Genomic DNA, 11,762 nt, shown 5'->3' with positions numbered 1-11,762 from the left:
GGATGCCGTCGGTCGCGCCACCGTACCCGGACCGGAGGCGGTGGGTCGCGCGGCGATCCCGGTCGNGNCNGNGNNCGGCGCGGTGGTGATCGGGCGGCCGAGGACGAGGCAGCCGATTCCCAGCGTGTACAGGCCGACCAGGGCCAGGACTCCCGTTGTGTAGCCGGAGGATCCGCCGCCGCCCAGCGTCCATGCGAGAGCGACAATGGACGGTCCGATGGTGGCGGACAGGCTGCGGACCGTGGCGAACATGCCGCCCGCCGCGCCGATCGACTCGGATGGGGTCACTCCCATGAGATAGGTGTTGATCGGGCCGTTGAACAGTCCTCCGCCGACTCCGATCACGATGGTGCGCCAGATCAGGTCCCACACCGAGGAACTCGCGTCGAGCATCGTCAGCGACGCGATACCGGCGAGCGACACGATCGCGCCGAGCATCGCGATGAGATAGGAGCCGAAGCGGTCCGCCAGCCAGCCCGCCACCGGCGAGATCGGGGCCATCGCGCCGCTGAACGCGAGCAGCACCAGCCCCATCGTCGTCGGCGACTTGTGCAGTTCTCCCTCGATGAAGTACGGCAGCAGGAACGACACGAGGCCGACCATCATCGCCATCAACATGAGCCCGAGCGAGGACCAACCGAGCGCGCGAGAGGCGATGATCCGGACGAGCGGGCGACTCGTTCCCAGCCGGGTCCACGTCACCGCCAACACGACGGCGACGACGCCCAGCCCAATCGAGAGCATTGTGGACACGTTCGTGAACTCGAAGGCCAACAGCAGGGCCGTCACCGCGCCGCCCATCACGGCCGCGTCCCGCAGCAACGTCACCGACGGGACCGGCAGTCCCTTGCGGTTGTCCGGGATCGCCCGCCACCCCACCCACGCCGCCGCCGCGACGACGGGCAGCTTCATGACGAACACGGCGGGCCAGCCGAGCGCGTCGGCGATGAACCCGCCCAGGGGCGCGCCGACGATGCCGCCGAGCGTCATGATCGTGATGACGAAACCGATCGCGCGTCCCCGCTGGTCGGGCCGAACACTCGTCGACACGATCGGCATGTACACGGCCATCGTCAACACGCCAGCGACTCCCTGTAGGACACGGGCGGCGACGAGCAGACCGAAGGTCGGGGCGATGGCGGCGGCCACGCTCATGACCGCGACCCCGCCCATCGACAGGAGGAAGACCGCCCTCAGATTCGCCCGGTCGGCCCACTGTCCGGCCGAGATCGCGATGGCAGCCATCGGCAGCGAGTATCCGAGGACGACCCAGGCGGTCGCCGCCGCCGACACATCGAACTGACGGCCGATGCTCGGCAAGGTCACGGACGCGATCGTCATGTCGGACGTGACGATCAACATCGCCATCGCGAGCGCTATGACTGGCGCCCAGTGCGTGACGGCTTCGGCCTGGTGACCGGATTGTTTGATGTCTGTCATGTGATGAACGGTAGTTTCGCGTTGACCCGCACGGCATCCGTCAAGTGACGGTATCCGGGCCCCGTCGGCGACGGCGCGTCCGTGGTCGTTCGACCTTCGCTTGGCGATCTGCCTGTCGGTCGTCCTCAACCCGCCTTGCAATGGAACACGGGCTCCGGGAGTGCGCGCGACGCCGATATCGGTGGTCGTCGATCGACGGATGTCCGGCCGTCGTGGACGCCGACGGAGCCGTCATTCGACCGGTCACGTGACGGATGCCAACGTGGTCCCGTCGTTCCTAACGTGGTCTCGTCAACGACAACCACCCGTCAGGAGAGACGCATGACCACCCCGTTGAGACTCGCCGTCATCATCGGAAGCACGAGGGAGGGGCGATTCGGTCCCGTCCCGGCCGCGTGGATCGCCGATCGGGCTCGTCGGCATGGCGGCTACGACGTCGATGTCGTCGACCTCGCCGATTCCGACCTGCCACGCAATCTCGGCGGTTTCGGGGAATCCCCCCACCCGCACGACCACGTTCGCACGCTCTCGGAGCGCCTTGACCGCGCCGACGCCTTCGTCGTCGTCACCCCGGAGTACAACCACAGCTTCCCGGCGCCGTTGAAGGCCGCGATCGACTACTTCCAGCTGGAGTGGCACGCCAAGCCGATCGGATTCGTCTCCTATGGAGGCGTCGCCGGCGGGCAGCGGGCCGTCGAGCAGTTGCGGCAGGTCTTCTGCGAGACGCACTCGATGACGGTGCGGAACACGATCGCGTTCGCCAGGTACTGGGAACTGTTCGACGACAATGGTGAACCGTTCGACTCCCACAGCGCCGACTCCGCCGCGACGACGATGCTCGACCAGATCGCGTGGTGGGGTTCGGTCCTGCGCACCGCGCGCGTCGACACCCCGTACGGGTGGTGAGTCGTGTACGCCATAGAGCAGACGCGTTTCGGAGGGCCGGAGGAGCTGCGCCGGACCGAGATCCCCGATGTCGAGGCGGCGCCCGGTTTCGTGCGGATCCGGGTCGAGGCCGCGGGGGTCCATCTCATCGACGCTCAGGTGCGCTCGGGAGTCGCGGAGGCCCTGCCGTTCTCGCTCCCGGAGCTGCCGATGGTCCCCGGCCGAGAGGTCGCGGGGACGATCGACCGGCTCGGCGAGGGCGTCGACCCCTCATGGGCGGGTCGTCGAGTCGTGACACACCTCGGGATGGCCTTCGGCGGCTACGCCGAGTTGGCCGTACGTGAAGTCGAAGCGCTGCACGCGATTCCGGAGGGAGTGTCGCCGGAGGTCGCCGTCGCCATGATCGGCACCGGGCGGACCACCGTCGGGATCCTGCGCCGCGCGGCCATCGAGACCGACGAGGTCGTCCTCGTCCTCGCGGCGGGGGGCGGCATCGGCGCGATCGCCGTCCAGGCGCTCGCCGCGCGCGGCGTCACCGTCGTCGGGGTGGCGGGAGGTCCGGAGAAGACGGCGCGGGTCGCCGCGCTCGCGCCGGGCGTCGTCGCCGTCGACTATCTGGATCCCGACTGGCCGAGTCGGGTGCGTCAGCGGCTTTCCGGGCGTGACATCAACGTCGTGCTCGACGGTGTGGGCGGGGACGTGGGACGGGCGGCGTTCGATCTGCTCGGATTCGGCGGCCGCATCGTCCTGTTCGGATGGAGCGCGGGCGATGTGACGCCCGTGTCGGTGGCGGACCTGTACGCCAGGAACGCGACCGCGATGGTGGCACTCGGCTCGTCGATCATCCCGAAGCGGGGCGGAATCCGGGCGTTGGAGACGGAGGCGCTTCGCCTCGTCGAGGACGGCGTCGTCCGACCTCTGACGACGGCGTTCCCGTTGGGACGCGCGGCCGACGCGCACGCGGCCCTTCAGTCGCGGGCGACCGTGGGCAAGGTCGTCCTCATTCCCTGATGCGGCATCGGTACTGATCACACTCTTCCGTGAGCCGCGTTCCGCTCCTTCCGACGCGCAGTACAGTTCGCGCATGCTGTACGGACGGACCCCCGAGATCACCATTGTGGAAGAACTGGTGTCGGGGGTCCGTTCCGGGGCCAGCGGCGTCCTCGTCATCAGGGGTGAGGCGGGCATCGGGAAGTCCTCCCTGATGGACGTCGCGGCGGCGGCCGCCACCGACACACGGCTCATCCGGGGTACGGGTGTCGAGCCGGAGTCGAATCTGCCGTACGCGGCGCTGCATCTTCTGTTGCGGCCGTTCATGTCCCGATTGGCGGCCCTCCCGTCGACGCAGGCGGTGGCCCTACGCGGCGCGCTCGGCTTCGACGTGGACACGGCGCCGGACGCCCGGTTCGTCGGCCTCGCCGTCCTCACTCTGCTGGCCGAGCTCGCGGAGGAGTCGCCCGTTCTGGTCCTCGTCGACGACGCGCACTGGCTGGACCGGGAGTCGACCGAGGCCCTGTTGTTCGCGGCCCGGCGGCTGTCCGTGGAACGGGTCGGCGTGATCTTCTCGGCGAGGTCCGCGCACGCCCCGCCGTTCTCCGCGCCGGGAGTCCCGAACCTCGACGTCGCGCCTTTGTCTACTGAGGATTCAACACGGCTCGTCGCGGGCATCGCACCGGACGTCCCGGCGTACGTTCGCGACCAGATCGTCCGCGAGGCCTCCGGGAATCCCTTGGCGCTCATCGAGTTCCCGACCGCGCAACGCGAAGGGCGACTCTCCGCCGGACCGTACGACGTCCCCGGTCTGCCGACTCACTCGCGGATTCAGGCGAGCTTCACCGAACGCATCTCGGCCCTGCCCGCGCCGACGCGCGACCTGGTCCTGGTCGCCGCCGCCGACGGCTCCGGCGACCTGGGCGTCATCACCGCCGCGGCTGCGGCCCTCGGCGCGGACGCGGACGACCTGGACCGCGCGATCGAGAGCGAGCTGCTCGTGGCCCGCGAACCGACCCGGATCGAGTTCCGGCACCCGCTCGTACGGGCGGCCGCGTACCAGGGCGCCCCGATCGGGCGCCGCTCCACCGCGCATCGCGCGCTCGCCGACGCGTTGGCGGGCACCACCGGCAACGAAGAACGTCGCGCCTGGCACCTCGCCGCCGCGACCACCGGACCCGACGAGGACATCGCCGCCGCGTTGGAGGCCAGTGCCGAACGCGCCAGATTCAGGGGCGGCTACAACGCCGTCTCGATCGCGTACGAACGCGCCGCCGGGTTGAGTCCCGATCGGGGCGACCGGGCGAGACGACTCGTCGCCGCCGCGCGCGGCGCCTTGGACGCGGGCCAGCTGACACGGGCGGAATCGTTGGCGGACAACGTCATTCACCTCAGCGAAGAGCCGGTGAGTCTCGCACTCGCGGCGGACGTGCGGGCCAACGTCGCCAACTGGCGGGGCAGCCCGATGGTCGCCTACGGCATCTGGATGGACGCGGCGGGCGAGGTCGCTCCGCACTCACAGGACCACGCGAGCATCATGCTGTTTCACGCCGCCGAGGCCGCGTGGGGCGCCGGAGACTTCTGCTCGGTCGCCGGGTGTGCCGTGCGGGCGGAGGAACTGGGCCTCCGCAACGCCCACCGGGTCGCGGCGCTCGCGACCGTCGCGAAGGGAATGAACCAGCTCGGCGGTTCGACGATGGCCGACGCCCTGGACGCACTCGACCGGCTCCTCGGTCTCGTCTGCGGCACCTTCGAGACGATGAGTCCACAGTCGGCGGCCGGTGTCGTGTGGTGGACGCTCATCCGCGGTGACCAGCACACGGGAGTCACGCTCGCCGAACAACTGGTCGACCGGTGTCGTCGGCAGGGCGCCGGGGGCGTCTTCCCGCGAGCGCTCGCGCTCCAGGCGAAGGCCTACCTACAGGCCGGTCGCCACCTCGACGCTCGGGCGACCGCGCACGAGGCGTTGGCGATCGCGTCCGACATGGGCAAGAACGCCGTCCTCGTCGGGACGCCGCTCAGCGTCGACGTCTTCCTCTCGGCGATGGAGGGGGACGAGGCGCGCTGTCTCGAACTCGTCGCGGAGGCGGGGAGGATCAAGGCCGATCACGGGATCGTCGTCCACGACGGCGCCTTCGCCCTGCTCGATCTCGGTCTCGGCCGCTACGAGGCGGTCGTGGACCGGGTGGAGACGCTCATCGCGCAACGGAACCGGATGGACATGCTCCACGTCGTGCCCGATTTCGTGGAGGCCGCCGCCAGGCTCGGGCAGCCGGAACGGGCCAGGTCGGCATTGGACTGGTACGCGTCCTGGGCCGAACACAATGGCCAATCGTGGTCGGCGGCCGTCGCCGCGCGCTGCCGGGCCCTGCTCGCGCCCGACGACGACACGTCGGGTGCCGCGTTCGCCGCGGCCCTCGACCTCCATCAGGGCCGGGGCGATCGGCCGTTCGAGCGTGCCCGCACCGAACTGCTGTACGGGGAGTGGCTGCGTCGGCGTCGCCGTCCCGCCGAATCGCGGGCCCGCCTGCGTTCCGCCGCCGAGACCTTCGATCGGCTGCGGGCGGCCCCGTGGTCGGCGCGGGCCGCCGCCGAGCTGCGGGCCGCCGGAGAGAGCGCGCCGACGACTGGTGAAGGTCCGGACCCGTTGGCGGCGTTGACACCTCAGGAGCTTCAGGTCGTTCGGCTCGCCGCCACGGGTCTCACCAATCGCGACATCGGGGCGCAGCTGTTCCTCAGTCCCCGGACCGTCGGCTATCACCTGTACAAGGCGTACCCGAAACTCGGAGTCGTGTCGCGTTCGGAGCTGGGACGCCTCGTCGTCGCCGAGGTCGTGGGCGTAACCAAACCCTGATCGACGCCGTTATTTCAGCATGGGGTCGTGGCGATCCGACGCGACACCATGAAAGGCCGATGGTCCACTCGGTAGTCGCTGTCACGGCGTGCCGACCGGGAGCTGACCACAGGTGGCGGGACGCGGCGCGTGAGGGGCGATCGCGCGCCGGGCGTACGCTTTGCGGTGGGAAGAATCACAAGTATCGCCATCCGTCAGGAGTGAATCTACTGTGTCCGGTGTACGTGTGCTCGTCGACGCCACCTGTGTCTCCGCCGATCGCGGCGGTGTTGGGCGCTATGTGGACGGTCTATTGGCGGCGTTGGCGCGCACGCCCGACGAGTTGTCGCTGTCCGTCGTCTGCCAGCGCACCGACGCCGATCGGTACCTCGCGCTCGTGCCCGGTGCCGAGGTCATCGCCGCACCCACCGCCGTCTCGCATCGACCCGCCCGGCTCGCGTGGGAGCAGACCGGCCTGCCGATCCTCGCCCAACAGCTCAATGTGGACGTCCTGCATTCGCCGTTCTACACGTCTCCACTGCGCTCCTCCTGCCCACTTACCGTCACCATCCACGACGCGACCTTCTTCACCGAACGCGACCACTACGACAAGGCGCGCGGCACGTTCTTCCGCTCCGCGATCAAGACCTCCCTGCGCCGGGCCGCGCGCGTCATCGTCCCCAGCAAGGCGACCAGCGACGAACTCGTCCGCCTTCTCGACGCCGACCCGTCCATCGTGGATGTCGCCTACCACGGTGTCGACCCCGCCGCGTTCCATCGTCCCAACTCGGCCGAGATCGAGCGCGTCTCCGCCCGGCTCGGCCTCGCCGGCGTCGGCTACATCGCCTTCCTCGGCGTGATGGAGCCCCGCAAGAACGTCCCCAACCTCGTTCGCGGTTGGGCGGCCGCCGTCGCCGACCGGCCGAACCCGCCCGCCCTCGTCCTCGCCGGTGGCGCCGGGCACGACGACGCCATCGACGAAGCGGTCGCCGCCGTACCCGCGCACCTGAAGGTCGTCCGGCCCGGCTACCTCCGCCCCACCGATCTGCCCGGATATCTCGGCGGCGCCCTCATCGCGGCCTACCCCTCCCACGGCGAGGGCTTCGGCCTGCCGGTCCTCGAGGCGATGGCCTGCGGGACTCCGGTTCTCACGACGCCGCGCCTGTCTCTGCCCGAGGTCGGTGGGGACGCCGTCGTCTACACCGGCGAGGACTCCGAAACCATCGCCAAGGACCTCTCCGAGCTGCTCGCCGATGATCAACGTCGCGCGAAACTGTCGATTCTAGGCACGGAGCGCGCACGCGACTTCACGTGGGACGCAAGCGCTCGTGTCCACCTGGAGACTTGGCGTCGCGCGGCGGGGAAGGGCGACTGAACGCCTCGGCATGAGTCGGCATACTGATCCGATGTTGCATGCGGTGATCACGGCGGGCGGCAGCGGAACCCGATTGTGGCCGCTGTCTCGCGCGAGTAACCCCAAGTTCCTGCACCCGTTGACCGGAACCGAGCGTTCGCTCCTGCAGGCCACCGCCGACCGGCTCGCCACGATCGCCGACCCCGATCATCGATACGTCGTGACCGGCACCGCGCACGCCGCCGCCGTGGCGCGTCAGCTGCCGGACGTCCCGGAGCGCAACATCCTCGTCGAGCCGTCCCCTCGCGACTCGGCCCCGGCGATCGCGCTCGCGGCCGCCGTCATCGCGGAGCGCGAACCCGACGCGATCATGGGATCGTTCGCGTCCGACCACATCATCGCGGACCCGGACGGCTTCGCCGACACGGTGCGCCGCGCGATGACGCTCGCCGCGGACGGCCTGCTCATGACGATCGGCATCACCCCGACGGGCCCGGAGACCGGCTACGGATACCTGCGCCGGGGGGCGCCCGTCGGAGACGGGAACCTGTTGGCGGAGTACAAGGAGAAGCCCGACCATGTGGCCGCCGTCGAGTACGTCTCGTCGGGGGACTACCTGTGGAACGCGGGCATCTTCGTATGGCGGGTCGACGCGTTCCTCGGTGAACTCGCGCGGCAGCGTCCCGTCCTGCACGAGACCGTGACGCGTCTCGCCGCGGCGTGGGAGGGCCCTGACCGGGACGAACTGTTCGGGCGCCTGTGGCCGAAGCTCGAGAAGATCTCCGTCGACTACGGCGTCATGGAGCAGGCCGCAGCGCGCGGCGTCGTCGGTGTCGTACCCGGTGACTTCGGGTGGAACGACGTCGGGGACTTCCACACGCTCGGCTCCGTACTCGCGCCGAGCGACGAGTCGCTCAACGTCGTCGTCGCGTCCGCCGGACACAAGGGCGAGGTGGTGTCCCTGGACGCCCGTCGCAACGTCGTGGTCGCGGGCTCGGGGCGGTTGATCGCCACCCTCGGCGTCGACGATCTGATCATCGTGGACACTCCGGACGCGTTGCTGGTCGCGCCCAGGGATCGCGCACAGGACGCCAAACTCATCGTCGACAAGCTCCGCGCGCGAGGCGAGACCGACCTCCTCTGATGGTCCGCTAGGGACCGTCCGTCATGGGTGTTCATTTCGTCGAGCGAGGGAAGCGTTCCGCCTCAACGATTCCGGTGCGGTGCTCGTCGGACCGGTGACAACACGATGGGACGCTCGCGGCTGAGGAAGTCGTCGACGATCGTGTAGACCTCGACCGGACGCTCCATGATCAACAGATGCGAGGTGCGTGGCACGATCGCCAGCGCCGCATCGGGAATCGCCCGGTACAGCGCGACGGTGTGCTCCAGCGGCATGACATCGTCGTCGGCCGCCATGACGAGCGTCGGCACGGCGATGAAGGCGAGCTCCGTCGTCGTCAGCGTCGGGCCGCTCCGTGCCATCGCCAGGTCCTTCGCCGCGACGACGTCGAAGTGCTCGGCACCGTCGGGTGATACCTCGCCGTGGCGGCTCGCGAGGCGTTGGATCGACCGGTCGTCGGCGAAACCGTCGAGGACTCCCGGTAGCAGGCCGTCGTGATGGAAGTTGCCGCTGATCGTGACGAGCCGTCGTACCAGGTCCGGCCGCCGCGCGGCGACGATCAACGCGATGTTCGCGCCGTCGCTGAAACCGACGAGATGGGCGGAGCCCTCGACGACCTGTTCCAAGAACGCGATCGTGTCGTCGGCCAGCAGCTCGTAGGAATACGGACCGTCCATATCGGGGGTACGGCCGTGGCCGCGCCGATCGACGGTGAAGACGCGATACCGGGGCGACAACAGCGTGACGGCCCGCTCGAAGCTTCGCGAATCGACGAGTCCTCCGTGAAGGAGGACGACCGGTTCGCCGGCACCGTTCACGGCGTACCAGGTCGGCACGCCCCCAATGAGTGGCAGCTCCGTCATCGTCGTTCCTCTCCCGTCACCTGTCGATGAGGAAGTCGGTGGCGACGCGCTCGGGTCGCACCGCCGGGTCGCTCGCCGGATAGCCGATCCCGATCGTCCCCATCGGACGCCAGTCCGGGGGCAGGTCGAGCTCCTTCGTCACGACGTCGGCGCAGAACATCGTCGACGACACCCAGCATGAGCCGAGACCGCGCGCGGCGAGTGCCACGAGCAGGTTCTGCACGGCCGCTCCGGCCGCGACCGCGAACATCGTCGCCTCCGCCTCGGCGCGTCGGGAGTCCGGGTACGGGTGGGCGCCGTCGCCGGTCACGAACGGCACGACGAGTTCCGGCGCGTTCCACAGGACGTCGCCACGGGCGATCCGCCGACCGATCGCGTCGGGGCCGAAACCGTCGCGGCGCAGGTCCTCGATCCACGCGTCGCGCATCGCCGTCAACAGCTCCACCCGGCGTCGGCGCACGTGGACGAACCGCCAAGGCGTCGTGTGGTGCGGCGCCGGCGCGGTTACCGCGGTCGCGACCGCCTCGGTGATCGCCTCGCGGGGGACGGGCGCGTCGGTGAACGTTCGGACGGTGCGGCGCAGCCGGGCCGCGTCTCGTCGTCCGGCGGCGTGGGCCTCGGCGGTCCCGAGTCGGAACAGGTCCTCGTGAGGCGGTCGGACCAGCGCCACGGCGCCGGGACCGTCCTCGCCACCCACACCCGACAGTCCACGAAGGATCGCCACGGGCACTCCGCCCAGTTTGCCCTTGACGAGGTCCGCGGCGGCGGCGATCTCGTCGGCGACGGCGGTGATGGTGGCGCTCAACGGATTGCCGTAGTCGTCGACGCCTCCGCGGAGGTCGTGGGCGGGTTCGAGCCCGGCGACGCCGATGGCGGCGTCCGTCTGCCCGGCGCGCCACGCACGGCCCATCGTGTCCGTGATGACGATCCCGACGTCCGCGCCCGTCAGCTCCCCGAGCCTGGCTCGCAGCGCGCGGGCGGACCCGTCGGGGTCGACGGGAAGCCGTAGTACCCGGCCCTGCGGCACATTGGACGCGTCGACGCCGGCGGCGGCCATGACCAGGCCGTGGGGGGTCCGCACGATCCGCATGTCGCCCTTGGCGGCCACGACCTCGACCGTGTCGAGCTCGATCGCCGCCCGTCGATCGCCGGCGACGTACCGGTCCTCGGCCTTGCTGACGATCTTGCTGGTCACGGCGACCACGTCACCGTCGCGCAGGGAGGTCGCGGAGGCGATGATCGCGGCGAGGTCGTCACCGGGGGCGATCTCCCCGATGCCGGCCACCGGCACGATCTCGAGCGTCACGGCCGAACTCCCACCAGGCCCAGGCCGTCGCGGATGATCGCCTCGGTCTCCTCCGGCGTCGTCATCCACAGTGGCCGCGCCAGGATCGGAAGTCCCTCGACGGCGGCGCGGGCGTCGGAGTCGTCGACGAGCCAGCCGTCGAGCAGTCCGCCCTCGGCGCTAGGGCCGTACAGACCGGCGACGGCCGCCGCGCTCACCTCGGTGTCGAGGGTGGCGAGGCATTTGTCGGCCATGCCGCGCACCGGTGCGCCGTCGATGATCGGGGAGACGCCGACGACCGGCGCCCTGCTCGCGACGATCGCGTCGCGGACGCCCGGGACGGCGAGGATGGGGGCGATGCTGACGACGGGATTCGACGGCGCGATGACGATCGCGTCGGCGGCGGCGATCGCTTCGACGACGCCCGCGCCGGGCGCGGCCTCGGCGGCCCCGGTGAAGACGAATCGGTCGGTGGGAATCTCGCCCCGGTACCGGACCCACCATTCCTGGAAGTGGATGGCGCGGCGGCCCTCGTCGTCGGTGACAACGGCGTGCGTCTCGACGCGGTCGTCCGTCATCGGCAAGATCGTGATTCCGGGTTCCCACCGGGCGCAGAGCGCGGCGGTGACGGCCGACAGCGGATATCCGGCGTCGAGCATCCGGGTCCGTACGAGGTGGGTGGCGATGTCCTTGTCACCGAGCGAAAACCACGGCGCCTCGGCGCCGTAGGCGGCGAGTTCGGAGCCGACGGCCCAGGTCTCTCCGGCGCGACCCCAGCCGCGTTCCGGGTCGGCGGCGCCGCCGAGCGTGTACATGACACTGTCCAAATCAGGACTGATGTGCAGTCCGTGCAGTGTCACATCGTCCCCTGTGTTGACGATGGCGGTAACCTCGGCGGGCAGCCGCCGTGCGCCGAGCAGGAAACGAGCGCCACCGATTCCCCCGGCGAGCACGACGATACGCATGTCGACCATCCTCGCGCATCGGTC

At 70.1% G+C, this 11,762-nt stretch carries 9 protein-coding genes; 5 read left to right on the top strand and 4 right to left on the bottom strand.

The window, feature by feature from the left end:
- Positions 1-72 precede the first annotated feature (72 nt).
- Positions 73-1,362: MFS transporter (locus tag ACM9NP_RS10145; protein WP_415646388.1), on the bottom strand; the 1,290-nt coding region annotated here is incomplete at its 3' end.
- Positions 1,363-1,761: 399 nt separating this feature from the next.
- Between ACM9NP_RS10145 and ACM9NP_RS10140 the strand changes: the two genes are divergently transcribed.
- The 5 genes from ACM9NP_RS10140 (at position 1,762) to ACM9NP_RS10120 (ending at position 8,646) form a co-directional block, all read left to right on the top strand.
- Positions 1,762-2,346 carry an NADPH-dependent FMN reductase gene (locus ACM9NP_RS10140; RefSeq protein ID WP_415646376.1) on the top strand — a complete coding sequence of 195 codons (585 nt, stop codon included), beginning with the start codon at positions 1,762-1,764 and terminating at the stop codon, positions 2,344-2,346.
- Between the two features lie 3 nt (positions 2,347-2,349).
- A complete protein-coding gene (locus ACM9NP_RS10135; protein WP_415646375.1) occupies positions 2,350-3,336 on the top strand; it encodes a zinc-binding dehydrogenase in 987 nt (328 codons plus the stop codon).
- A gap of 73 nt (positions 3,337-3,409) precedes the next feature.
- On the top strand, positions 3,410-6,169 hold the full coding sequence (locus ACM9NP_RS10130) for a helix-turn-helix transcriptional regulator (RefSeq protein WP_415646374.1): 2,760 nt from the start codon (positions 3,410-3,412) through the stop codon (positions 6,167-6,169).
- Positions 6,170-6,395: 226 nt separating this feature from the next.
- On the top strand, positions 6,396-7,523 hold the full coding sequence (locus tag ACM9NP_RS10125; protein WP_415646387.1) for a glycosyltransferase family 4 protein: 1,128 nt from the start codon (positions 6,396-6,398) through the stop codon (positions 7,521-7,523).
- 31 nt (positions 7,524-7,554) lie between these two features.
- Positions 7,555-8,646, top strand: coding sequence for a mannose-1-phosphate guanylyltransferase (locus ACM9NP_RS10120; RefSeq protein ID WP_415646373.1), 1,092 nt, complete (start codon positions 7,555-7,557; stop codon positions 8,644-8,646).
- 62 nt (positions 8,647-8,708) lie between these two features.
- Here ACM9NP_RS10120 and ACM9NP_RS10115 read toward each other — a convergent pair whose 3' ends face one another.
- The 3 genes from ACM9NP_RS10115 to cofD are packed head-to-tail and all read right to left on the bottom strand — an operon-like array spanning position 8,709 to position 11,738.
- A complete protein-coding gene (locus ACM9NP_RS10115) occupies positions 8,709-9,488 on the bottom strand; it encodes an alpha/beta fold hydrolase (protein ID WP_415646372.1) in 780 nt (259 codons plus the stop codon).
- 16 nt (positions 9,489-9,504) lie between these two features.
- On the bottom strand, positions 9,505-10,794 hold the full coding sequence (locus tag ACM9NP_RS10110) for a coenzyme F420-0:L-glutamate ligase (RefSeq protein ID WP_415646371.1): 1,290 nt from the start codon (positions 10,792-10,794) through the stop codon (positions 9,505-9,507).
- Positions 10,791-11,738: a 2-phospho-L-lactate transferase gene (gene cofD, locus ACM9NP_RS10105; RefSeq protein ID WP_415646370.1), complete on the bottom strand. Its 948-nt coding sequence runs from the start codon at positions 11,736-11,738 to the stop codon at positions 10,791-10,793. The genes ACM9NP_RS10110 and cofD overlap by 4 nt, the downstream gene beginning before the upstream one ends.
- Positions 11,739-11,762: the final 24 nt, after the last annotated feature.

The organism is Stackebrandtia soli, from assembly GCF_965137155.1.
Classification (GTDB): domain Bacteria; phylum Actinomycetota; class Actinomycetes; order Mycobacteriales; family Micromonosporaceae; genus Stackebrandtia; species Stackebrandtia soli.
Note: the sequence above shows the minus strand (reverse complement) of the source record. Positions and strands in the feature narration are given on the sequence as shown.

Coding starts and splice junctions, on each gene's coding strand:
- ACM9NP_RS10115 (WP_415646372.1), bottom strand. CDS start 9,488: ATGACGGAGCTGCCACTCATTGGGGGCGTGCCGACCTGGTACGCCGTG.
- cofD (WP_415646370.1), bottom strand. CDS start 11,738: ATGCGTATCGTCGTGCTCGCCGGGGGAATCGGTGGCGCTCGTTTCCTG.
- ACM9NP_RS10120 (WP_415646373.1), top strand. CDS start 7,555: ATGTTGCATGCGGTGATCACGGCGGGCGGCAGCGGAACCCGATTGTGG.
- ACM9NP_RS10130 (WP_415646374.1), top strand. CDS start 3,410: ATGCTGTACGGACGGACCCCCGAGATCACCATTGTGGAAGAACTGGTG.
- ACM9NP_RS10140 (WP_415646376.1), top strand. CDS start 1,762: ATGACCACCCCGTTGAGACTCGCCGTCATCATCGGAAGCACGAGGGAG.